The sequence below is a fragment of the Klebsiella terrigena genome (assembly GCF_012029655.1).
Taxonomy (GTDB): Bacteria; Pseudomonadota; Gammaproteobacteria; order Enterobacterales; family Enterobacteriaceae; genus Klebsiella; species Klebsiella terrigena.
Genome location: NZ_CP050508.1, coordinates 4,094,618 through 4,118,292, shown reverse-complemented (window position 1 = coordinate 4,118,292; position 23,675 = coordinate 4,094,618). Strand labels below are relative to the sequence as shown.

General features: G+C 59.4%; 21 protein-coding genes. 8 read left to right on the top strand and 13 right to left on the bottom strand.

Annotated features, from left to right (window positions below):
• The first annotated feature begins 14 nt into the window (after nt 1–14).
• Entirely contained in the window at nt 15–1,511 is a 1,497-nt protein-coding gene (locus tag HCK03_RS19425) for an FGGY-family carbohydrate kinase (RefSeq protein WP_167692054.1), read from the top strand.
• Nucleotides 1,508–2,536 (top strand): 2-hydroxyacid dehydrogenase, encoded by a 1,029-nt coding sequence (locus HCK03_RS19420; RefSeq protein WP_115193337.1) that lies wholly within the window; start codon nt 1,508–1,510, stop codon nt 2,534–2,536. The genes HCK03_RS19425 and HCK03_RS19420 overlap by 4 nt, the downstream gene beginning before the upstream one ends.
• 15 nt (nt 2,537–2,551) lie before the next feature.
• Here the strand turns inward: HCK03_RS19420 and HCK03_RS19415 are convergent, their stop codons facing one another.
• Genes HCK03_RS19415 through HCK03_RS19395 form a run of 5 tightly spaced genes read right to left on the bottom strand, consistent with a single transcriptional unit; the run spans nt 2,552 to nt 8,021 of the window.
• Entirely contained in the window at nt 2,552–3,496 is a 945-nt protein-coding gene (locus HCK03_RS19415; RefSeq protein ID WP_123551088.1) for a carbohydrate kinase family protein, read from the bottom strand.
• A 10-nt stretch (nt 3,497–3,506) separates the two neighbouring features.
• Entirely contained in the window at nt 3,507–4,508 is a 1,002-nt protein-coding gene (locus HCK03_RS19410; protein WP_041144552.1) for an ABC transporter permease, read from the bottom strand.
• Nucleotides 4,505–5,494, bottom strand: coding sequence for an ABC transporter permease (locus HCK03_RS19405; protein ID WP_041144553.1), 990 nt, complete (start codon nt 5,492–5,494; stop codon nt 4,505–4,507). Before HCK03_RS19405 ends, HCK03_RS19410 begins: the two co-directional genes overlap by 4 nt.
• Nucleotides 5,491–6,996 (bottom strand): sugar ABC transporter ATP-binding protein, encoded by a 1,506-nt coding sequence (locus HCK03_RS19400; protein ID WP_166793769.1) that lies wholly within the window; start codon nt 6,994–6,996, stop codon nt 5,491–5,493. Before HCK03_RS19400 ends, HCK03_RS19405 begins: the two co-directional genes overlap by 4 nt.
• 44 nt (nt 6,997–7,040) lie before the next feature.
• On the bottom strand, nt 7,041–8,021 hold the full coding sequence (locus HCK03_RS19395) for a sugar ABC transporter substrate-binding protein (RefSeq protein WP_041144555.1): 981 nt from the start codon (nt 8,019–8,021) through the stop codon (nt 7,041–7,043).
• A 415-nt stretch (nt 8,022–8,436) separates the two neighbouring features.
• Between HCK03_RS19395 and HCK03_RS19390 the strand changes: the two genes are divergently transcribed.
• The gene (locus tag HCK03_RS19390) at nt 8,437–10,758 is read left to right on the top strand and encodes a molybdopterin-dependent oxidoreductase (protein WP_167692053.1); all 2,322 of its coding nucleotides are present in this window, start codon (nt 8,437–8,439) and stop codon (nt 10,756–10,758) included.
• Nucleotides 10,759–10,802: 44 nt separating this feature from the next.
• Here the strand turns inward: HCK03_RS19390 and HCK03_RS19385 are convergent, their stop codons facing one another.
• Together HCK03_RS19385 and mtnC are read right to left on the bottom strand one after the other, a co-directional pair.
• Nucleotides 10,803–11,345 (bottom strand): 1,2-dihydroxy-3-keto-5-methylthiopentene dioxygenase, encoded by a 543-nt coding sequence (locus tag HCK03_RS19385; protein ID WP_041144557.1) that lies wholly within the window; start codon nt 11,343–11,345, stop codon nt 10,803–10,805.
• The gene (mtnC, locus tag HCK03_RS19380) at nt 11,342–12,031 is read right to left on the bottom strand and encodes an acireductone synthase (RefSeq protein WP_041144558.1); all 690 of its coding nucleotides are present in this window, start codon (nt 12,029–12,031) and stop codon (nt 11,342–11,344) included. The genes HCK03_RS19385 and mtnC overlap by 4 nt, the downstream gene beginning before the upstream one ends.
• A gap of 222 nt (nt 12,032–12,253) precedes the next feature.
• Here mtnC and HCK03_RS19375 point away from each other — a divergent pair, with 222 nt between their 5' ends.
• A complete protein-coding gene (locus tag HCK03_RS19375; RefSeq protein WP_166793770.1) occupies nt 12,254–13,399 on the top strand; it encodes a pyridoxal phosphate-dependent aminotransferase in 1,146 nt (381 codons plus the stop codon).
• A 149-nt stretch (nt 13,400–13,548) separates the two neighbouring features.
• Here HCK03_RS19375 and citR read toward each other — a convergent pair whose 3' ends face one another.
• Together citR and dsbG are read right to left on the bottom strand one after the other, a co-directional pair.
• Nucleotides 13,549–14,448, bottom strand: a complete 900-nt coding sequence (gene citR / locus HCK03_RS19370; RefSeq protein WP_041144560.1) for a DNA-binding transcriptional repressor CitR — start codon at nt 14,446–14,448, stop codon at nt 13,549–13,551.
• Between the two features lie 205 nt (nt 14,449–14,653).
• Complete coding sequence (gene dsbG / locus HCK03_RS19365) at nt 14,654–15,400, bottom strand: thiol:disulfide interchange protein DsbG (RefSeq protein ID WP_041144561.1); 747 nt, start codon at nt 15,398–15,400, stop codon at nt 14,654–14,656.
• Nucleotides 15,401–15,803: 403 nt separating this feature from the next.
• On the opposite strand from dsbG, the gene ahpC reads away from it, so the two are divergent.
• Nucleotides 15,804–16,367, top strand: a complete 564-nt coding sequence (gene ahpC, locus HCK03_RS19360) for an alkyl hydroperoxide reductase subunit C (RefSeq protein WP_041144562.1) — start codon at nt 15,804–15,806, stop codon at nt 16,365–16,367.
• Between the two features lie 245 nt (nt 16,368–16,612).
• Complete coding sequence (gene ahpF / locus HCK03_RS19355) at nt 16,613–18,178, top strand: alkyl hydroperoxide reductase subunit F (protein ID WP_041144563.1); 1,566 nt, start codon at nt 16,613–16,615, stop codon at nt 18,176–18,178.
• Between the two features lie 105 nt (nt 18,179–18,283).
• Here ahpF and uspG read toward each other — a convergent pair whose 3' ends face one another.
• A complete protein-coding gene (gene uspG / locus HCK03_RS19350) occupies nt 18,284–18,712 on the bottom strand; it encodes a universal stress protein UspG (protein WP_041144564.1) in 429 nt (142 codons plus the stop codon).
• Between the two features lie 186 nt (nt 18,713–18,898).
• Entirely contained in the window at nt 18,899–19,309 is a 411-nt protein-coding gene (rnk, locus tag HCK03_RS19345; protein ID WP_041144565.1) for a nucleoside diphosphate kinase regulator, read from the bottom strand.
• Between the two features lie 244 nt (nt 19,310–19,553).
• On the opposite strand from rnk, the gene HCK03_RS19340 reads away from it, so the two are divergent.
• Complete coding sequence (locus HCK03_RS19340; protein WP_115193330.1) at nt 19,554–20,384, top strand: alpha/beta fold hydrolase; 831 nt, start codon at nt 19,554–19,556, stop codon at nt 20,382–20,384.
• Between the two features lie 31 nt (nt 20,385–20,415).
• Here HCK03_RS19340 and rna read toward each other — a convergent pair whose 3' ends face one another.
• On the bottom strand, nt 20,416–21,213 hold the full coding sequence (gene rna / locus HCK03_RS19335) for a ribonuclease I (protein ID WP_041144567.1): 798 nt from the start codon (nt 21,211–21,213) through the stop codon (nt 20,416–20,418).
• Nucleotides 21,214–21,294: 81 nt separating this feature from the next.
• Nucleotides 21,295–22,668: an anaerobic C4-dicarboxylate transporter DcuC gene (gene dcuC, locus HCK03_RS19330; RefSeq protein ID WP_041144568.1), complete on the bottom strand. Its 1,374-nt coding sequence runs from the start codon at nt 22,666–22,668 to the stop codon at nt 21,295–21,297.
• 292 nt (nt 22,669–22,960) lie between these two features.
• On the opposite strand from dcuC, the gene pagP reads away from it, so the two are divergent.
• On the top strand, nt 22,961–23,536 hold the full coding sequence (gene pagP / locus HCK03_RS19325; RefSeq protein ID WP_115193328.1) for a lipid IV(A) palmitoyltransferase PagP: 576 nt from the start codon (nt 22,961–22,963) through the stop codon (nt 23,534–23,536).
• Nucleotides 23,537–23,675: the final 139 nt, after the last annotated feature.

The window sequence follows — 23,675 nt, the reverse complement described above, 5'->3', positions numbered from 1 at the left end:
CGATCGGGTCAGGCATGGATTTTTATCTGGGTATCGATATCGGCACCTCGCGGGTCAAGGCGGTGCTGTTTGACGAACATTTTCAGGCGCGGGCCAGCGCGGCGGAGAATACCGGGCCGCGTCTGTCGGCTAACGGCTACGCCGAGCAGGATATGGCGCAGCTGTGGCAGTCGGTGATCGCTATTTTGCGCCAGATTGCGCAATGCCCGGAGCTGCAGGGCGGGCGCTTAAGGGCCATTGGCCTTGCCGGACAGGGCGAAGGGGTGTGGCTAAGCGATGCCGAAGGCGAGCCGGTTGGACCGGGGATCCTCTGGAGCGATACCCGCAGCCGGGAGCTGATGAGCGTTCTGCTGCGCCGTCCGGACTTCGATCGCCGCTTCTTTGCCGAGACCGGCACCCACCTGCAGCCGTGCAATACCAGCATGCAGCTATGCTGGCTCCGGCACTATCAGCCGGAGCGGCTGGCGGCGGCGCGCTATCTGTTTTTTGCCAAAGACTGGATCCGCTTTCGCCTGATCGGCGTCGCGGCGCTGGATATCACCGATGCCAGCACCTCGCTGCTCAATCAGCAGAGCGGGGAGCTCTCGGCGGTAGTGCTGAATGAAATGGGGCTTGCCGATCTGCAGCATCTGTTCCCGCCGCTGCTGGCGCCGGATGCGCAGGCCGGCACCCTGCGCGACGAGGTGGCGGCGCTGACCGGACTGGCGGCCGGCACGCCGGTAGCCGCCGGCGCGCTCGACGTGTGCAGCGCGGCGCTCGGCTGTGGCGCGGTGAACGACGGCGATATCTATACCATCCTCGGCACCACCTGCTGCACCGGCGTCGTGTGCCACGGTCGCCAGACGGTGAACGAGGCGACGCGCTACGTCACCCATACCGAAGCGGGGAGCTTTATTAACCTCTTCCCGATGCAGGCCGGGACGCCGAATATTGACTGGCTGCAGCAGCATATCTCCCTGAACACGGATCTCCAGCAGCTTGAGCAGGCGATTGCCGACGTCGAGCCGGGCAGCGGGGGCGTGTTCTGGCAGCCCTATCTGAACGGCGAGCGCGCGCCGTTTTATAGCCCGGACGCGCGGGCCGGCTACTTTGGCATCGGCCAGCACACCACCCGCGCCGAGCTGCAGCGGGCGGTCTTTGAGGGGCTGGCCTACGCCATCGTCGATTCGCTGCAGGGCTATCCGCAGGGCGGAGAACTCTACCTGACCGGCGGCGGCGCGGCCTCCGCGACCTGGCTACAGATTATTGCCGACTGCAGCGGCAGAACGGTGGTCTCCAGCACCTTTAACGAACTCAGCGCCCGCGGGGCGGCGATTCTGGCAGCCCGCAGCGTTGACGGGCTTGCGCACTACCCGCAGCTGGAGCAGACGCGCTATCAGCCACATCCACGGGCGCACGCCCGCTACGCCGCGCTCTATCCGGTCTATCGTCTGCTGCGCGAACAGATGCTGCCCGTCTGGCAGGCCAGGCAGGAGGCGCTTCAACGTATTTCTCAGGAATCAGACCAATGAAAATTGTTTTTACCGCCGAACACTCCGGCGATCTTACGGCGTTCCAGCAGCTGGGCGAGCTGCGGGTTGAGGGATGGGCGCTGGGCAAGCCGAAGCTTAGCGCCGGCCAGCTGATCGACCTGGCCCACGATGCCGACGTGCTGGTGACCAGCTACGACGACGTCACGGAAGAGGTGATTGCCGCCTGTCCGCGTCTGAAGGTGATTGCCTGTACCCGCGCCAATCCGGTGAATATCGACGTTAAAGCCGCCGCGGCGCGCGACATCCGCGTGCTCTATACACCGGGCCGCAACGCTGACGCCGCGGCGGAGCTGACGCTTGGGCTGATGCTGAGCCTGGCGCGGCATATCCCGCAGGCGCACGCGGCGCTGAAGCGAGGCGAATTTACCCACGCCGACAACGCGGCGGCGGTGACGCAGGCCGGGCTGCGCCGCGACGTGGTGTGGGACGTCAGCCCGCAGAGCCCCTACGAGGTGTTTAAGGGCAGCGAGCTGCGCAATAAAACGCTGGGGCTAATTGGCTACGGCAATATTGGTCGCCGGGTGGCGCGTATCGCCCGCGCCTTCGGCATGGCGGTGCTGGTGGTGGACCCGTTTGTGGCGGCCGAAGATATTAACGAGCCGGGGCTGCAGAAAACCACTCTCGAAGCGCTGTTCCGCGAGTCTGATATCGTCAGCCTGCACCTGAGCAGCGGCGCCGGCAGCGACGGGCTGGTGAACGCGCCGCTGCTGAACAGCATGAAGCCCGGCGCGCTGCTGATTAATACTTCCCGCGCGGCGGTGGTTGACGAGGAGGCGCTTATTCACGCCCTGCGCCACGGGCCGCTGGGCGGCGCGGGGCTGGACGTCTATCATCGCGAACCGCTGTGGCGCGATCACCCGTTTGTCACCGAGTTTGATAACGTGATTATCACGCCGCATATTGCCGGTGCCACCCGCGAAAGCATCAGCAAGCACACGGCGATGATTGCCGCCGATCTCCAGCGCTATGCGGCCGGTGAGCCGCTGCTGTATCAGTGGCGCTAAGCGCGGTGCCGCAGGCTATTCGGCCCGATTAGCGGCCATAAACGCCAGGGTGTGGTCCCAGTCGACCACGCCCGCATCCGATCCCAGGCCGGTGGCCACCAGCGCCGCCACCGCTGACGCCACTTCGCAGGCCTCTTTTTCATTCAGCCCTCGGGCCAGCGCGGCAATAAAGCCGCCGCAGTAGCCGTCGCCGCAGCCGGTGGTGTCCACCGCCTCAACGCGCCACGGGGCGATATGCTCGACGCGACCCTCGCGGGTCAGCAGCCAGGAGCCGTTCTCGCCGTCTTTCAAAATGCAGGTCCCGACGCCAAGGTCGAAGAAGAAGCGGGCGATTTCGGCGGGCTCGGTGCGTCCCGAGAGATAGGCGGCCTCCTCCAACGAGGGCATAAAGTAGTCTACCGACGGCAGCAGCGGGCGCAGCAGATCCAGGGTTCGCTCATCGGGGGCGATCAGGTCGAAGCTGGTGGTGACGCCGCGCGCTTTAGCGGCTGCCAGCAGCCGCGCGCTCTGACCCTGGTCCATTGCCGCCAGCAGCCCGGTGCCGCCGTGATGCAGGAAGCGGCAGTCGAGAATCGAGGCAAACGCCTCTTCGTCGACGAACAGGGCGTCGGAGGCGCCGCGACAGTGCAGCGCGGGCCGCTCGCCGTTCGGGCGGATGGGCAGGATGGTTGCCGAGGTTTCCTTTTGCGTCGTGCGCTGGATCAGCGAGCAGTCGATCCCCAGGCGCGCGTAGCTGGCGAGAATAAAATCGGCCTTTTCATCGTGGCCAAGGCAGGCGACGGCGGCGGTGCGAACGCCGAGCTTCGCGGCGTTGATATTCGCCCCCGCGGCGGTGCCCGCCGGGTTAAGGCGAATTTGTTCGATAAAGGCCACCCCGCCGCGGGGCGGGATGTCGAGAACCGGACGGCCGGCGATATCAAGGATCGTCAGGCCGACAAAAACGGCGTCAAAGGCTGCCATAAATACTCCGTTAACGATGCTGCTGACGCAGACGCGCCTGCCAGAAAGAGAGGGCCAGCGCGACCACCAGAATAACGCCCACCAGCGCGTCTTTGACCAGGTAGTTAAGACCCATCAGGTTCAGGCCGTTATCAATAATCGCGAGGAACAGCACCCCGCCGAGGGTACCGGCGATGCTGGCCCGGCCCTGGCGGTTAAAGGCGGTGCCGATAAAGACGGCGGCAATCGCATCCATCAGGTAGGACTGGCCGGCCAGCGGCGTAAACTGCCGCAGGTTAGCGGAGAGGATCACGCCGCCGATGGCGCACATGGCGGAGGCCGCCACCAGCACCCACAGCATGGTCAGCCGATCGCGGATCCCGGCGATCCGCGCCGCTTCCCCGTTCTGGCCAATGGCGCGAACGTACTTGCCAAAGAGCGTGCGCTCGGTAATCAGCCACGCCACCAGCCACAGCGCCAGCACGATAACCACCGGCGTCGGAATGCCGGCGATATTGCCCACCGCGAGATCGTGGTACTCCGGCGCCATCCGGCGATAGGAGATCGAGCCGCCGCCGTCGGTGTAGATCCGCTCGACGCTGCTGGCAATAAACCAGGTCCCGAGCGTGGCAAGGAACGGGCGGATCTGGCAAATCAGGATCAGAAAGGCGTTCAGCAGACCGATGAGGGTCCCGCCGAGCAGGGCGTAGCCCACCGCGGCCTGCCACGGAAGGTGCCAGGTTTTCAGGGCCACCAGCGCAAAGGCGGCGCCAAAGTCGAGCGCGACGCCCACCGAGAGATCGATGGCCCCGGCGCTGACGATAAGGGTCATCGCCATCGCCACAATCAGCAGGATCGCGCTGCCCTGCAGCAGGTTGGCCCAGTTATCAACGGTCAGAAATACCGGGTTGGCCCAGCCGAACAGGGCGATGGCCAGCAGGGTGATAACGCCGAAGCCAGCCCGCGACAGATAGGCCAGCGGGCCGCCGGCGCTCTGGCCCGGCGATGAGGATTTGAGCGTCAGCTGGCTCATTGATTGCCTCCCTGATGCCTGACCGCAGACGCCGCCAGTACGATAAGGATCAGGGTGCCTTTGATGGCGCCCATCCAGAAAATATTGACCCCCAGCAGCCCGAGGCCGTTGGAGAGAGCGTTGACCAGCACCGCGCCAAGCAGCGCGCCCCAGATGGTGACGACGCGCCGGCGCGAGAAGGCGGCGCCGATAAAGGTTGCCAGCACGGTCTCCAGCAGCAGCGGCGTGGCGGTGCCGCTGGAGCTGCCCGAGCCCTGGCTTAAGAGCGGCAGGATCGCCAGACCGGCGGCGATGCCGGCCAGCAGCCAGACGTAAACCGTCAGCCGGCGCACGTTAAGCCCGCTCATTTGCGCCATATCGCGGTTCCCGCCGACCGCCTGCAGATGCTGGCCGAAGCGAGAGTGGTGCACCAGCAGCTGGAACAGGGCGAATACCGCCAGCAGGTAGATCAGCGGCCAGGGAATGCCGAGCAGCGTCTGGTCGCGAAAAGCCACCATCAGCGGATCGCTGACCGCAATGCGCCGCTGGCCGGTGAGCAAATCGGTCAGGCCGGTAAAGGCGACGGAGGTTGAGAGCGTTGCCAGCAGCGGCGGCAGCCCGGCGACCAGCACCAGCCCGGCGTTGATCGCCCCGCAGGCGAGGCACACCGCCAGCGGCAGGAGGAGGAGCCACAGATAGGAGATCTGCCACTCCACCATGCCGAGGCTCAGAAGCGCGACCCCGAGCACCGCGATGGCGGGCAGCGAGAGGTCGATCCCGCCGGTGACCACGTCATCGCCGCCGACGGCAATCACGCAAACCAGTCCGAAGCAGAGAATGGCCAGCGGCACGCTCTGCACCAGCATCATGCTGATATTCTGCCAGCTTAAAAAGAAGGGCGACTGGAGGCTGAGCCAGACCAGCAGGGCAAAGAAGAGGATCAGCGGAAATTTTTCAATAAGCGTCGTCATGCCCGGCAGGCCGCGGCGCTGGATACCCGTACTCATAGCTGTTGTTCCTGTCCACCGTTAATCGTTGCCAGCAGGGCGTCGAGCGTCAGCCCCTGGGTGGCGAGATTCGCCACCAGCTCGCCGCGCCACATCACGAGGATCCGATCGCATAATCCCAGCAGCTCCGGCGCATCGCTGGAGGAGACCAGCACCGCGCGTCCGCGATCCGCCAGCTGGCGGGTACGCTGATAGATATCGCTGCGGGCGCCGATATCGACCCCGAGGGTCGGTTCATCGAGAATAAAGAGCCGCGCATCGGTGCCCAGCCAGCGGGCCAGAATCGCCTTTTGCTGGTTGCCGCCGCTCATCAAGCGCACCGGCAGCTCCGGGCGGCCGGGGCGAATAGAGAGCTGCTCAATCCAGCTGCGGGCTTTCTCCAGCGCCCGGCCCCGGTGCTCCCAGCCGAAGGTGGCGGTATCCGACAGGGAGGCCAGGTTAATGTTGTCGGCGGTGGAGAAGGGGAGGATCAGCCCCTGATGGCGGCGGTCGCGGGGCACCAGCGCCATGCCGGCGCGAATTGCCTGCTTCGGCGTGCGGATGCGACGCGGCTGGCCGTCGATGCTGATGACGCCGCTGTCCACGCGCTTGAGGCCGTAGAGAAGGTCAACCAGCACGTCGCGCCCGGCGCCCAGCAGGCCGGCGATACCGACGATTTCGCCGGGCTGAATATCAAAGGTAATATCGCGCAGCTGATGGCCGTCGCCGAGCGCGCGCACCGACAGCAGCGGAGCGCTGGCGTCGGCTTGAGGCGGCGCGGACTGGCGCGGGGTATAGAGCTGCTCGATTTCCCGGCCGACCATCATTTTGATCAGCGCATCGGTATCCTGCAGCAGCGAGCGGTCAGGGTAGCCCACCACCTCGCCGTTGCGCAGCACGGTTCCGCGATCGCAGAGGGCGGCGATTTCGTTCAGATAGTGGGAAATATAGAGAATGGCGATCCCCTGCTCGCGCAGGCGCAGGATTGCCGAGGAGACCAGGCTGGCCTCCTGCGCTTCCAGCGGCGCGGTAGGCTCGTCAAACACCACCAGCTTCGCGGCACCGTCGATCAGCGCCCGGGCGATTTGCACCAGCTTGCGTTCGGCAAGGCTGAGATCGCGAATCAGCCGCCGCGGGTTAATGCTCAGCTGCCAGCTGTCGCGGAAAAAGGCCTCAGTGGCGGCGTTCATGCGCTTTCTGTCCAGCGCTCCCCAGCGGTGGCGATACTCCTGGCCGAGAAAAACGGACTCCGCCACCGTGAAGTGGGCGATCAGGTTGAGTTCCTGGTGGATAACGCGGATGCCCATCGCTTCGATGGCGGCAGGGTTGCCGAACGGGATCGGCGCGCCGTCAAGGGTGGCGCTGCCGCTATCGGCCTGGTACACGCCGGCAAGGATCTTGATCAGGGTGGATTTCCCGGCCCCGTTTTCGCCGATCAGGCCGTGAATTTCACCGGGATTCAGAAGCAGCGTGACCGCATTTAATGCAGTCACGTTGGCAAAGCTTTTGCCGATCTGGCTCATGACCAGACCAGCGGCGGGGCGCTCCCCGCCGAAGGGTTGATTAATCACTGCAGTTCGCCATATCCCAGCTGTTTGTAGACCGCTTTCGCTTCCTGCGGACCCTTCACCGGGACCACCGGAATAAAGGTTTGCAGCGGCAGAGCCTGCTTAGCGAAGTAGTGCGCGACGTTGTCGGCCGAGGTCTGGCCAATCAGGTGCGGCTGCTGGGCGACGTTAGCGACGAACGGGCTGCCGGGCTCGGCCATAATCTCCAGGGTTTCCGGGCCGGCATCGATGGCGGTGACCTTCACGTCCTTATCGCGGCCGGTCTCTTCCAGCGCCTGCACGATCCCGATGGCCGGCTGATCCCAGCAGGCGACGTGGATAGCGTCCAGTTTGCCTTTCGGATACTGGCTGAGCAGCTCGAGGGTTTTCTTACGCGCATCTTCCGGCGAGTTGGCAAACTGTTCGGCCAGCTCCGGCTGAATAATATGAATATCCGGATAATCCTTAAGGACATATTTCCACTGGTCATAGCGGATGCCGCAAATTCGCAGCGAGCTGGAGAACGCATTAAATACCGCAACGTTGCCTTTGCCGCCTAATTCATCGGCCATATAGCGGCCAATGGTTGAACCCAGGGTGTAGTTGTCGGAGGTCGTGTTATTGACGGAGTATTTGGAAACGTGGTCCACGGTAAATACCGGGATGCCGGCATCGCGCAGTGCTTTAAATTTAGGTTCAACGGCGCTGTCGCCGAGAATACTAATTACGGCATCAACCTTACGTGATAATAAAATATCGTGGTTATTGGCGTGTACCTGATTATCACGACCGCCGTCAACGCCGATGACTTTACCGCCCAGCTTTTCCACTTCCTCGGTGGCGCCTTTATAGGCTTCACGATCCCAGAAATGCTGGGTACCGACAACGGCGACGCCGATGGTTTTACCCTGTAGCGACAGGGGTTCTGCGGCGGAGGCGCTGATGGAGACGAGCGTCATCAGACCCAGGGCGGCGGGCAGTAATTTTTTTCTCTGCGACATTCTTATTATAGTCCTGTGATGAAGGTGTTTGCGGATTCGTAGCATGACAATAACGACCACGCAACCTCAAATACAAAATATGTCTAAGTTATACCAATAATGGTATATCGGCGGGGTAGTGCAGGAAAACTTAATTTTGGCGGATGCAACCTGAAAATATTTCATGATGGTTAAATTAAGCCATTTTTATATTGTGGGTATAAAGCAAAAGAGCTGACTTTTATTGCAAACGGTAATTGCTGCTTAATTATGGCTATATTTATGGTGGGATCTGATGAATATATTCCAGGGGGCACGTAATGCGGACGTCTGTCGGCCTGAGTGGCAGGATATTATAGCGCTGTCGGCATTTTATCTTCAGCCAACTCCCGACTTATTATAGCGGTCTTGATCGGGTGACAACAAAACGGGCAACATGAATAAACAACATAATCTGGCGGTGATGCACTGGGGGACCTGGCAGGTGCAAACCCGCGATGGCGCCATTGACGCCGTCGTGCCGGTCGCCTGGGATAAAAATCCCTCGCGCATTGGCCAGTCCCTCACCGACGCGGTCACCGGCAATACGCGCATTCGTCGTCCGGCGGTGCGGGCCGGCTATCTCAAAAATGGCCCCGCGTCGCGAGAAGGTCGCGGCAAAGAGCCCTTTGTTGAGGTGAGCTGGGAGGTCGCGCTCGATCTGCTGGCCCGTGAGCTGACCTCGGTGAAGACGCGCTGCGGGAACGAAGCCATATACGGCGGCTCCTACGGCTGGGCCAGCGCCGGGCGCTTCCACCATGCCCAGAGCCAGCTGCACCGCTTCCTCAAGTCTTTCGGCGGCTACACCGCCAGCACCAATACCTACAGCAGCGCCGCGGGGGAGCGTATTTTGCCGCACGTGCTGGGGCCGCTTAGCCCGCTGCATCGCCAGCATACGCACTTCTCCGAGCTGGCGCGGGAGTGTCAGCTGTTTGTGGCGATTGGCGGCCTGCCGCTGCGTAACGCTCAGGTTAACGGCGGCGGCGCCAACGATCATATGCTGAAGCACTGGCTGGAGAAGATGCAGGCCAACGGCACGCGCTTCGTTAATATCAGCCCGGTCAGCAACGATCTGAGCGCCGTGAGCTCGGCGCAGTGGCTGGCGGTGCGTCCGGGAACCGACACCGCGCTGCTGCTGGCGCTGTGCTACGTCCTGATTACCGAATCCCTCTACGACAGCGGCTTTGTGGCCAGCCACACGGTGGGCTTTGCTCCCTACCGCGCTTATCTGCTGGGAGAGCGCGACGGAGTGGCAAAAACGCCGCGCTGGGCGGCGGAAATCGTGGGGATTTCCGAGCAGCAGATTATCTTCCTGGCGCGCGAGATGGCCAGCCAGCGCACGATGGTTAATATCTCCTGGTCCATCCAGCGCGCCCGCCAGGGGGAGCAGGCCTACTGGGCAACGGTCGCCCTGACCGCGCTGCTGGGGCAGATAGGCACCCCGGGCGGCGGATTGGGCTTCGGCTACGCCTGTACCAACCTGGCGGGCGCGGCGCGCAAAGCCTTTTCCGGCCCCCGTCTGCCGGCGGGGAAAAATGCGGTTAACGGCGCGATCCCGGTGGCCCGGCTGGCGGATATGCTGCTGCATCCCGGCGGCGAGTATGAGTTTGACGGCCAGCATCTGCGCTACCCCGATATCCGTCTGGTCTACTGGGCGGGAGGCAACGCCTTCCACCATCATCAGGACCTTAACCGGCTCTGCGAAGCGTGGCGACGGCCGGAGACGGTGGTGGTGCACGAGCAGTACTGGACCGCGCAGGCCAAGTTTTCCGATATTGTGCTGCCGGTGACCACCTCCCTGGAGCGGGAGGATATCGGCAGCGGCGGGCACGACGGATTTATGATTGCCATGAGCGCGCAGATCCCGCCGGTGGCCGAAGCCCGCGACGACTACGCGATTTTCTGCGATCTTGCCGCCCGCTTAGGCTGCGGCGAGCGCTTCAGCGAAGGGCGAAGCGTCGAGGAGTGGCTGCGGCATATTTATGATGAGTCGCGCCCCCGGGCCCGGGAAGAGGGCATTGAGCTGCCGTCGTTTGATGATTTCTGGCAGCAGGGCGTGCTGGAGTACAGCGCGCCGGAGCAGCCGCAGGTCTTTCTGGCCGATTTTCGCGCCGACCCGCTGGGCGCTCCGCTCTCCACGCCGTCCGGCAAGATTGAGCTCTTCTCGCAAACCGTCGCCGACTTCGGCTACCGCGAGTGCCCCGGCCATCCGTGGTGGGACGAAGAAGAGGCGAGCTGGCAGCGGGAAGAGGCCAGCCGCTGGCTGCTGCATCTGCTCTCCAGCCAGCCGCGCACGCGTCTGCACAGCCAGTACGATCACGGCAGCGTCAGCCGGGAGACCAAAATTCAGGGGCGCGAGCCGCTGTGGATGCATCCGCAGGATGCGCAGGCGCGGGGCGTCACCGAAGGCAGCGTGGTGAAAGTGCATAACGCCCGCGGAGCGATTCTGGCCGGGGTGCATCTCAGCGACGGGATCCGTCAGGGGGTGGTGCAGATGGCGACCGGTGCCTGGTACGATCCGCTGGATCCCAACGAGAAAGGCTCGCTGGACAAGCACGGTAATCCTAACGTGCTGACCGAAGATCGCGGCAGCTCGCGGCTGGGTCAGGGCTGCAGCGCGCAGAGCTGCTGGGTTGAGATTGTCCCGTGGCGCGAGGCGCTGCCGGCGATTACCGCTTTCGATCCGCCAGCGTTTATCAGCGCGGACGCGCTGTCCTGAACGCCAGCCCGGTGGCGCAGGGCCGCCGGGCTGGACAAAGATGACTACGCCAGCCGCGGGTAGGCGTCGGCAATATCATCCCCGGTAAACTTCGCCACCCAGCCTTCCGGATTATCGAAAATGCGGATGGCGGTGAAGTTCGGTTCCGAGCCCATATCAAACCAGTGCGGCGTGTCGGCGGGGACGGAGATCAAATCGTTCTTCTCGCACAGTACCTGGAACACCTCATTGCCGATATGCAGGCAAAACAGCCCGGCGCCCTCGACGAAGAAACGCACCTCGTCTTCGCCGTGGGTGTGTTCGTTGAGAAACTTCGCCCGCAGCGCCTCTTTCTGCGGGTTGTCCGCGCGCAGGCTGATGACGTCCCAGCTCTGGTAGCCCTTTTCGGCAACCAGCTTATCAATCGCGTGCTGGTAGGCTTCAATCACCGTTTCCGGCGCAGGCGCGACGCCCAGGTCGCGGTCGGCCTGCCAGCGTTCAAAACGGACGCCTTTGGCGTTTAGCTGCTGCTGAATCTCTTCGGCGTCGGTGCTGTGCCAGATGGACTTCCCGGCGTCTTGGTCAGAAAAAATCGTTAATGCGCTCATGCAGGTATCTGCTCCGGATGAATGTCGTCAAAACGCTGAATCTGCGGATGATGGCTGGCGGGGTCGCGATCGCCGCGTACCAGCTGCAGGGTGCGAAAACCGGCCTCCTCGGCGGCATCCAGCTCCTGATGGATATCAGAAAGGAACAGGATGGCGGCGGGGTGATGACCCAGCTGCTCAGCAATGTTGCGGTAGGACTGCGCGTCGCGCTTCGCCCCGACCAGGGTATCGAAATAGCCGCTGAACAGATGAGTAATATCACCTTCATCGCTGTAGCCAAATAACAATTTCTGCGCGGCGACCGAGCCTGAGGAATATACATATAAATCAATCCCCTGCGACTTCCACTTTTCCAGCGCCGGCAGAACATCGGGGTACAGATGGCCGGTAAAGTCGCCGTTCAGGTAGCCATCGCGCCAGATAATCCCCTGCAGCGCCTTCAGCGCGGTGGATTTGCGATCCTCCTGCATAAAGGCAAACAGCGTCTCGATAAGCTCGGCGGTGCTGGCGGCGGGGGCGGCGATTTCGTGACGCAGGTTATCGAGGATCGTCTTGACCGGCTCAGCGTACTGCTGGGCGGTCACGAAGCCTGCTAACCGTTCACGGGCGTACGGAAACAGAATGTTGTGTACGAAGCGAATGTCGCTGGTGGTACCTTCAATATCGGTCACGATGGCGCGGATCATGGTTTCTCCAGAGTGGGCGTTACGCCGCATTGACGGTGGCGGCAGACGGTAGCCGGCCAGACCTCATTATTTATACACGGCATTGCGCAAACCGCAGCGTGGCTTTTTGCATAACGGCGCATATAGACGTCTAAGCGTCTCGATTGCCAAATATTAACATCGTGTTATAGTGGCTTCAACAACAGCATTACAATCGGTAATAACAAAATGAGCAATAAGCCACTGATTCCTGAGAGTAAACTCCCTTCACTGGGCACCACTATTTTTAGCCAGATGAGCGCGCTGGCGCAGCAGCATCAGGCGATAAATCTTTCACAGGGCTTCCCGGATTTTGACGGGCCGCGCTACCTGCAGGAGCGGCTGGCTTTTCATGTCGCCCAGGGTGCCAACCAGTACGCCCCGATGACCGGCGTGCCGGCGCTGCGTGAAGCCATCGCCGATAAAACCGCCGAGCTTTACGGCTACCGACCGGATGCCGACAGCGATGTGACCGTGACGGCGGGCGCCACCGAGGCCCTGTATGCGGCCATTACCGCCCTGGTGCGCGCCGGGGATGAGGTTATCTGCTTTGACCCGAGCTACGACAGCTATGCCCCGGCGGTTGAGCTTTCCGGCGGCGTGCTGAAGCGCATTGCCCTGCAGCCGCCGCATTTTCGCGTGGACTGGCAGCAGTTTGCCGCTGCGCTGAGCGAGCGTACCCGGCTGGTGATCCTCAATACCCCGCATAACCCGTCGGCGACGGTCTGGCAGCGCGAGGATTTCGCCGCGCTGTGGCAGGCGATTGCCGAGCGTGAGATTTACGTGGTCAGCGATGAGGTTTACGAGCATATCTGCTTTGCGGCGCAGGGACACGCCAGCGTGCTGGCCCATCCGCAGCTGCGCGAGCGAGCGGTGGCGGTCTCTTCGTTTGGGAAAACCTTCCATATGACCGGCTGGAAGGTCGGCTACTGCGTCGCCCCGGCGGCAATCAGCGCCGAGCTGCGCAAAGTGCATCAGTATCTGACGTTCTCGGTGAATACGCCGGCGCAGCTGGCTATCGCCGATATGCTGCGCCACGAGCCGGAGCACTATCGCCAGCTGCCCGAGTTTTACCAGCAGCGCCGCGACCTGTTTATCGAGGCCCTGCGCGCCAGTCGCCTCGAGATATTACCCTGCGAGGGCACCTACTTCCTGCTGGCAGACTACAGCGCGGTTTCCGATCTCGACGACGTCAGCTTTTGCCGCTGGCTGACGACGGAAATCGGCGTGGCGGCGATCCCGCTGTCGGTATTCTGCGCCGATCCGTTCCCGCACCGCCTGATTCGGCTGTGCTTTGCCAAGCAGCCGGCAACGCTGCTGGCCGCCGCAGAGCGTCTGCGCCAGCTGTAGCGCGCGAAAGTCATGTCGCTGAGAGAATTAACGATCGCCGGGCGTGATAGGCCGATCGTTAATTCTCGCCTATTACCGCTTTCGCTATTTTAATTTCTGGTGAGTGGTTGGCAGATATTCATGTGGCCGATAATTAACGGCGGCCGCTATTATGTCAACGCCGCCTTTTCAATCAGCGAAGCTAAAACCGGGTGGGCCATCTGCACTCGATTATAAATCATATGAATCATCGCCCGGGGAATATCCGCCGGCGCAGGAAGCACTTTCAGCCGGTGATCAAATAGCGGTGGGCCTGACGCGACTTTGGGAATAAAACCGATGAAATCTGTCTGACTAATAATATTGAGGATGGCAATGTGTGAGTCGCTGCTGAAGGCGATATTCCGCTCGGGGAACAGTTTTTCAAGCCGGTAGTCAACCGCCTGCATTCCGGCTTCTTTGGTCAGATAGTCGGTAAAGCGCTCGCGGGCAATGGCTTTCGCAGAGGTGAGGTCGGCTATGCGCGGATGATTCTGCCGGCAGACCAGCACCATCTCTATTTCCGCAAACGGCAGGCACAGGGTAGTGGGAGTGGCAAGCGGCGAGAGGCTAAAAATCAGGTCGGCTTTGCGGTAGGCGAGCAGGCTCTCCGCCGACTCCGAGGCGAGCTGAAGGTCGTGGTGCTCCACCTGCAGGTTGGGATCGCCGTAGAGCGCGCTGATAAGCGTTGCCGAGCAGGGCGAGAGGAAAAACTGCGGGCTGTAAATAACAAAGCGTTTACTCAGCTCGGCGCCGTGGACGATATTAATCGTCTGCTCCAGCTGGTTGAGGTTTTGCTCGAGATGGCGATGAAGGTTCACTGCCAGAGTGGTGGGGCTCATCCCTTTACCGGAGCGGATAAACAGCGGATCGTTGAGCTGATTGCGCAGGCGCTGCAGCGACTGGCTGACGGCTGAAGGGGTAATAAATAAGGTTCCCGCGGCCTGGCTAATACTTAAATGCTGATAGATACATTCAAAAATAACCAGTAGGTTAAGATCGAACTTTTTAAGTTCGTAAAGTTTAGCCATGGCTAGCATCCTGTCCGTTGCTGTGTCCGGTGCGAATTATTATTTTTATTCCATTTGTTTATTATATTTAATTTGCGCGGTAATTGATGGGCTGAATTGTTTAAGGCCGGGTTTATGGGTGACTCTGAATGTATATGACCAAAAGTGATTTAGCCAGACCCTTTTTTGGCGAATAGTCTGGCTATGCGAAATATGACGGGACGCTTTATTTTTCGCCCATCATTACCTGCAGCTTATCCGCTTCCGGCAGGCCGACAACCTGCTGCAGCATATTTTCTTTATTCATATAGTAAATAGCCGGCGTGGCGTTCGCCCCCAGCTGGTCCATCAGCTGCTGGTTCTGGTTGAGGGTGCGTAGTTTCTCCTCGGGGAGGTTCGCCGGGATCGCAATTTTCATTTTCCCGGCCGATTTTTCGTAATCGTGCCAGGTTTGTGCCGGATCGCGGCTGGCGAGAATGGCGGCGGCCACCGGCGTACTCTCCGGTTTGATAACCCCGACCAGCAGCGTGCGAATCTGCACTTTCCCCGACTCTACCCAGGGCCGGGCCTGCTGCCAGAACTGCTTGCAGTACGGGCAGAAGGGGTCGGCGAAGACGTAGAGAATAATCGGCGCCTCTTTTTTCCCGTCAAGCAGCCAGCTGGCGGCCTCCATCTGCTTCCACATCTTCTGGCCTGCCGGCGTATAGAGCTCCTTCTGGAACAGCTGTTCGCTGAGGTTGGTGCCGTTTTCGTCATACATGTAGCCGGAGATGGCATGCTTGCCGTCGGGGGTGAGATAGATAGCGACGCCCATATCCTGATATTTACCCAGCCAGCCTTTCACTCCGCCCGGCGCTTCGAAGGGTTTAATGATGGTAATACCCTGTTTTTCTATCGCTTTTACGGGGGCAGGGAGATCTTCTGCATAGCTGCATAAGGGTAAAAGACTCAGGAAAAGCAGACGTTTTAACATGATTATTCCTTGTAAAATCAATGTAGAAGGTACAGAAGATGATGGAACCTATCGCAGCTATAGGCAAGACCTGCGCCCGGACAGATTGCCCTTTGCTGAGGCGGATGGTGTAATCGCCCATGCTGTTACATTAAGGTAATGTAGAGCGCAACGCATAGCCAGCCTGCCTGGCCCTGAATCTACCCTCGGGTATTTCAGGTAATAGGGCCGCCTGAAAGGGCGGCCTTTTTACTTTATCGGCCTGGCGAGTACCGCCGATTGCGCGACTTGTCCCGACGGGTTCACAAAGTTGTCTTGTTGCGGTTGTTAGATATTGCTTATTGATTTGATAATGCAAACGCATTGGTCGGGTCAGGAAAAATTCGTTACCTTAGACCTCAACGAAAACACGGAGGAAGTATAGATGTCCTTAATTAACACTAAAATCAAACCTTTCAAAAACCAGGCGTTCAAAAACGGTGAATTCATCGAAGTAACCGAGAAAGACACCGAAGGCCGCTGGAGCGTTTTCTTCTTCTATCCGGCTGACTTCACTTTCGTATGCCCGACTGAACTGGGTGACGTTGCTGACCACTACGAAGAGCTGCAGAAGCTGGGCGTAGACGTCTACTCTGTCTCCACCGACACCCACTTTACTCACAAAGCATGGCACAGCAGCTCTGACACCATCGCTAAAATCAAGTATGCGATGATTGGTGACCCGACTGGCGCCCTGACCCGTAACTTCGAAAACATGCGTGAAGACGAAGGCCTGGCCGACCGCGGCACCTTTATCGTTGACCCGCAGGGCATCATTCAGGCTATCGAAGTTACCGCTGAAGGTATCGGCCGCGATGCGTCTGACCTGCTGCGTAAAGTGAAAGCGGCTCAGTACGTTGCTTCCCACCCAGGCGAAGTTTGCCCGGCGAAATGGAAAGAAGGCGATGCGACTCTGGCTCCGTCCCTGGACCTGGTCGGCAAAATCTAAAATTTCCATGTCTTTCACGCCATGGCGGCGTTGGCGTCACCTGCTCACCCCGGTCACTTACTTCTGTAAGCTCCCGGGGGTTCCCAGGCTAGCCGCCTTGCCCTGACGCGAAATCCAGGGGAAATTGATATCGAACAACGGGTGTTTTATTACGCCCGTTTTTCTTCCAAACCCCATGATGCAAGCCGCATTCAGGCAGCCGCGAGGCCGCTTGCATGATGACGTTTTAAGAGAGGGATAACGAGATGCTCGAAGCAAACATGAAAACCCAGCTCAAGGCCTATCTTGAGAAACTGACCAAACCTGTTGAGCTGATTGCGACGCTGGACGACAGCGCTAAATCTGCAGAAATCAAAGAACTGCTGGCAGAAATCGCTGAGCTGTCTGAGAAAGTGACGTTTAAAGAAGACAACACGCTCGCCGTGCGCAAACCGTCTTTCCTGATTACGAATCCAGGTTCTACCCAGGGGCCGCGCTTTGCCGGCTCTCCGCTGGGGCACGAGTTTACCTCTCTGGTTCTGGCGCTGCTGTGGACCGGCGGCCATCCGTCGAAAGAGGCCCAGGCCCTGCTGGAACAGATCCGCGACCTCGACGGTGATTTTGAGTTTGAAACCTACTACTCGCTCACCTGCCATAACTGCCCGGACGTGGTGCAGGCGCTGAACCTGATGGCGGTGCTGAACCCGCGTATTAAGCATACGGCGATTGACGGCGGGACGTTCCAGAATGAGATTACCGATCGTAACGTGATGGGCGTTCCGGCGGTCTTTGTCAACGGCAAGGAGTTTGGCCAGGGGCGCATGACGCTGGCGGAGATCGTCGCGAAAGTTGACACTGGCGCGGAGAAACGTGCCGCGGAAGAGCTGAACAAGCGCGACGCTTACGACGTGCTGATCGTCGGCTCCGGCCCGTCCGGCGCGGCGGCGGCGGTTTACTCGGCGCGTAAAGGGATTCGTACCGGCCTGATGGGCGAACGCTTCGGCGGCCAGGTGCTGGATACCGTGGATATCGAAAACTACATTTCGGTACCGAAAACCGAAGGTCAGAAGCTGGCCGGGGCGCTGAAGGCTCACGTCAATGAATATGATGTGGACGTCATTGACTCCCAGAGCGCGTCGAAACTGGTTCCGGCGGCGGTAGAAGGCGGCCTGCATCAGATTGAAACCGCCTCCGGCGCGGTGCTGAAGGCGCGCAGTATCATCATCGCCACCGGCGCTAAATGGCGTAACATGAACGTGCCGGGTGAAGATCAGTACCGGACGAAAGGGGTGACCTATTGCCCGCACTGCGACGGCCCGCTGTTTAAAGGCAAGCGCGTGGCGGTGATCGGCGGCGGCAACTCCGGCGTCGAGGCGGCAATCGATCTGGCGGGCGTGGTTGAACACGTGACGCTGCTGGAATTCGCCCCCGAAATGAAGGCGGACCAGGTGCTGCAGGACAAAGTACGTAGCCTGAAAAACGTCGACATTATTCTTAACGCACAGACTACGGAAGTGGTCGGTGATGGCAGTAAGGTGACCGGACTGCAGTATCGCGATCGGCTGAGCGGTGATGAGCATCACGTCGAGCTGGCGGGGATCTTCGTACAGATTGGCCTGCTGCCTAATACCACCTGGCTGGAAGGCGCGATTGAGCGTAACCGGATGGGTGAAATTATCATCGATGCGAAGTGCGAAACTAACGTCAAGGGCGTGTTTGCCGCGGGCGACTGCACCACCGTACCGTACAAGCAGATTATTATCGCCGCCGGCGAAGGGGCAAAAGCGTCTCTGAGCTCGTTCGATTATCTGATTCGTACCAAAACTGCATAATAAAAGAAAGTAAGACCGACCTGCACAGCAAAGAGGCTACCCTTGGGTAGCCTCTTTTTTTATCGCCTTTCTACACCTTGTCGCAGGCGAAGCGGCGTATCCCGCTTATCGGACAACCATTACCGGAATATGCGCGTGGCGAATAACGCTCGAGGCGTTAGAACCGAGCAGATGGGTGCTGATAGACGGATTGCGTGAGCCAATGACCACCACGTCGGCTTTAATTTCGTTGGCCAGCTCGTTAACCATGTCCCGCACGTTGCCGAAGCGTACGTGCTTTTTAATGCGTGAGGGATCGATGCTGAAGTGCCCGGCCATGGTGGTTAGCCGCGTTTCCGCTTCATGCTGCAGATGCTCTTCAAAGCGGCGCAGGTCGGCGGTGAATCGGCTCATGGTGAAGCTGGATGAGCCTGGCAATACGTGGAGCAGGTGAATAATTCCGTCCTGCTGGGCCAAAAACTCCGCATGGCGGACGGCTTTGTCGCTTAACTCCATCTCAAAAACGTCAACCGGCATAATGATTGTTTTATACATATGCATTCCTCCTTGTTCGACTGTTTCTATATCAACATATTATACAAAGATATTGTGCCATTCAGGTCGCAAAACTGTCAGATCGGGTTCAGGGAGGCGTAAAAGTTTGTCAGGGCGGGGAGGGCAGAAAGAGGATGCGAAGACACCCTCTGGATAAAGCGCAGAACGCCTCAGGCGGCGGGAGAGTTAGCGGTGAAATTCACCCGCGGCTTCCGGCTGGTACAGCAGCTCGAGGACTTCGAGGTGCGCAGAGGCGCCGCCCGGTAATTCCCAGTGAATGGCGCTGCCGACCTTCAGGCCGAGCAGTGCGGCACCGACGGGGGCGAGTACCGAAAGCTGGGTGGCGCTATCGGTGACCTGGGAGGGGAAAACCAGGGTGCGCACGCGCTCTTCGCCGTTGGACAAATCACGGAATCTGACGGTGCTGTTCATGCTGACAACATCATGCGGCATCGCTTCTGGCGCCAGCATTTGCGCGCGATCCAGCTCGTCGTTCAGCGCATCGGCAACCGGAGAACTGGCGAACGCCGGCTGCTCGAGCAGCCTGTCGATGCGTTCGGCATCGAGCTCATTAATGATGATTGTGGGTCTGGTCATTGCATACTCCATGTTATCCAGGAACCTGTCCGTAAAAGAAAACCCTCGCCGAAAATGGCAAGGGTTAATGTCTTCCCATCATACTGAGACTTGTCGGTGGTTTGAAGTGATTAAACGCACATTCAGCAACGATCGCGAAAGGAGCCATATGAAATTTATGCTACTGCCGTCACAGCAGGAAAAATTGTCTTATCCTTTTTAGGCGGTATCAGGCACGTCCCTTCCACTACATGCAGGAGACTCTATGAGCGGTTTTGACAAACTTACTCTTAATGACGGCAGCTATCTGTATTTCAAAGACTGGGGGAGCGGGCAGCCGGTTGTTTTTAGCCACGGCTGGCCGCTAACGGCTGACGCTTTTGAAGACCAGATGCTGTTTCTGGCTGATAACGGGTTTCGGGCGATCGCCCACGATCGCCGCGGCCATGGTCGATCGGCCCAGCCCTGGGACGGCCACAACATGGATACCTATGCTGACGATCTGGCTCAGCTGACGGCGCATCTCAACCTGCGCGATGCGGTGCACGTGGGCCACTCCACCGGCGGTGGCGAGGTGGCGCGCTATATCGGGCGCCACGGGACTGAAAGGGTGGCCAAAGCGGTGCTTATCAGCGCCGTGACGCCGATAATGATCCGCACGGATTTCAACCCGGACGGCGTGCCGAAGGCGGTATTTGACAGCATCAGGGAGGGCGTTATCGAGGACCGCGGCGCGTTCTTCTATGAGCTGACCGCCGCGTTCTATGGCTACAACCGCGACGGGGCCAAAGAGTCAAAAGCGGTACGCGAAGGGTTCGTCGAGCAGGGGCTGCAGGGGTCGATTAAAGCGCTTTATGACTGTATCAAAGCCTTCTCGGAAACCGATCTGCGCGAGGACCTGCGCAAGATGACCATTCCAACCCTGGTTATCCACGGCGATGACGACCAGATCGTGCCTTTCGAAACCTGCGGTAAAGCGGCGGCGCAAATATTGCCTGACGCCAGATTAACCGTCTACAAAGGCGGGTCACACGGGATTTGTACGACCCACAAGCATCAGATTAATCAGGATTTACTGGCGTTTATTCGCGAATGAAGTCCCTGCGGCGGCTGACGCCGCCGCATGATTAGCTGCCGACCTTATCCACCACAAACTGCTTGCCGCAGTTGCCCGGATGGGGCTGGGGCAGGAAGGCATCGGCGGAGAGCGGCGTATTGATGGCCGCGGCCTTGATGGCTATTTGTATTTCGGTTAAATAGGCCGGATTGCCGCTGCAGGTCAGCTTGAAGGCCTTAACGCTCTGTTTCCCCCAGGCCTCGGCGATGGCCGCATCGAAGTCGTCGCGGCTGACGCTCTGTCCGTAGTGCTTCGCGAGGAATGCCCCGATGGCGCTGTGCTTCACCTCGCCGCCGAGGCGGACCATGGTGCCGAAGTAGCTGTCAGGATCGAAGCCAAAACAGACGCCGTGTTTCGCGTACTCGTAGCGCTCAAGGCAGGAGTTGCCGCCGGAGCCGGGCATCACGCCGTTGAGCTTATTGGCCATCTCCAGCGACAGGCCGGTTTCAGCAGCCTGGCATTTCCGCCCGGCTTTGACCTCCGGCATATTGGGGATCGGGCGCGTGGCGCAGCCATAACGCATCCAGCGGCGATCGTCCACGCCGCGAGCGGCGATGGATTTCGGCAGACCCGGCCACAGGCCGTGTACGGTGAGATAATCGGTTTTGTTGGCCATTTCCTGCTGCAGGCGGCACTCTTCCGGTTCGCCGCGGTTGCGGTCATGCATGCTCTGGCAGAAACCGGTTTGCCAGGATAAGGCCAGTACGTAGCGGTCGAAATCGCCGTATTGCGTTGCGGTGAGCGGTTCAGCGCCGACCTGAGTTGCCGTTAGCAAGAGGGCAATGGCGACGAAATCCTTCCTGAACATTTTTATTCCTGATAGTGGATGGTAATGAGTTCCTCGAATTATTAAAGCATAAAAAAGGCGCCTGCTGGCGCCTTTTCACGTTTATTGAACGGTGGTTCCGGGCACCAGAATTTCGGTGGCGATAATCACCACCAGCAGGCCGACAAGAACCGGTACCGAGGTCCGCTTCACCACCTCAAACGGCGAGATTTTTGCCATCCCGGCCACGGCAACCACCACGCCCGATACCGGGGAAATGGTCCGGCCGAGGTTGGATGCCTGCAGCATCGGGATCGACAGATAGGCCGGGTTAATACCCGACGAGTGCGCCAGCTTGGGGATCATCTCAACGAAGGCGTAAAACGGGGCGTTGCCCGAACCGGTCGTCATGGCAGCCAGCATCGTCAGCACCACCAGCACCAGCATCAGAATGATGCTGGCGGAGCCAAACGAGGTCGCAATCGAAATCAGGCTATTGATAAAGCCGATGGTGCTCAGTCCCTGGGCAAACACGCCGGCGGCGACCAGCAGCATGACCACGCCGGCAAAGGCGTCGGCCATCCCGCGATAGGCGGCTTCCAGCCCGCTGAAGACATTTTTGGTGTTAAAGCCGCGGCAGAATTCCAGCACCGCCGCCAGCAGCATGCACATCACCAGGATGGCAATAATATGCAGCTCCGGGCCCCATTTTCCGTCGAAGATCAGCACGCCGATAATGGGCGTGAAGGGCAGAATGGCATAGAAGGAGGGGGCGGTGGTGGTTATCTCGTTCACGTCGAGCATTTCGTGGGAGACGTTCTCTTTCTTATCCAGATAGCGCTGCCAGAAAAAGTGGGCAATCGCCATGGCGACAATCGCCGCGATGGAGATCGGCAGCGTGGTCTTAAAGGCAAAATCGATGAGCGGCATTTCGGCGGCCTTCGCCGCGAGAACGACATCGCCGGAGGTCGGGGAGAGGATAATGGCCGCCGGGGAGGCGCAAATGGCCGCCGCCGCGCCGCGGCTGATCCCAACGTTGACCATCACCGGGAACAGCGTTGCCATCAGCAGGACGCCGAGTCCGGTCGCCGAAGAGACGGCCAGCGACATCAGGCAGGCGACAAAATAGGCGGCGATCATCAGCAGGTAGGGAGAGTTAATGTAGCGCAGGGGCTTTGAGGCCAGTTTGACCACCATATCGTTGGCGCCGATATGCGTCATGTAGGTGGCAAATCCGCAGAGCATCATGATCATCATGCCGAGGTCGCCGCCGCGGCTCATCAGCAGAATTTTGATGTATTCGATGATGTCGGTCGCGGAATAGCCGGTGCTTTTCGCCTCGCCGGGTAAAATTTTATGTCCCATCAGCGCGCTGACGATAAGCAGCGTCAGACCGCCAACAAAGAGCACGCCGGTGGCGGAATACCCTTTGATGATATAGCGGGCGACGCCCACAATGACCACGACCCCAATAAGGATCTCAACTAGCGTAAGCATTATTTTACCCCTGAACCATTAACCCAAAGAATCTGCTGATAAATATGATTGTACAAAAATTAAGAGAGGGAATGTGCCGAATAAATCGACGAAACATGCTGATGCAAATCAATAAACCGATGAGAATTACCCAATCAGCGGCCGGCGCGCGGGCGCTATCACAAAGTCGACAGGCAGGGTTGTTGCGATTTCGTGGGCGGTAAATCAAGACTTTGCCTTATTTCGTTAAGGTTATATTAAGATTATATTTGCTACTTTATTCCGCTTTAAAATCGATATTGGTAATTGAGAAGTGTTTAGACTACGTTATGTTGTACTGTTTTTGCTCAGTTTTTCCGGGCTGCTGCTCTCCAGCGGGATAGCAAATGCGTCATTCAGCTCGACGATTCGCGATGGCTATAACACCTTAAGCGATAACGTTGCTGAGACCTGGCAGGAGCCAGAACACTACGACCTGTATGTTCCCGCGATCACCTGGCACGCCCGTTTTGCCTATGACAAAGAAAAGACCGATGAGTATAACGAGCGTCCCTGGGGGGCCGGTTTCGGCGTGTCGCGCTGGGATGATAAAGGTAACTGGCACGGCCTCTACCTGATGGCGTTTAAGGACTCATTTAACAAGTGGGAACCTATCGCGGGCTACGGCTGGGAGAAAACCTGGCGTCCGCTGGCCGACGATAACTTTCATCTTGGGCTCGGCTATACGCTCGGGGTAACCGCGCGCGATAACTGGAACTATATTCCGCTGCCGGTGGTACTGCCGATGGCGTCTATCGGTTACGGCCCGGCGACGTTCCAGATGACCTACATCCCCGGTACCTATAACAACGGTAACGTTTACTTTGCCTGGGCCCGCTTTCAGTTTTAATCCGCAATAGCTTAGTGATAAAAGAGCTGAGCAGTATGTTATGTGGAAAAACAATAACTAAAGCGCAACCACTAAAAAAGATAGCGACTTTTGTCACTTTTTAGCAAAGTTCGACTGGACAAAAGGCACCACAATTGAT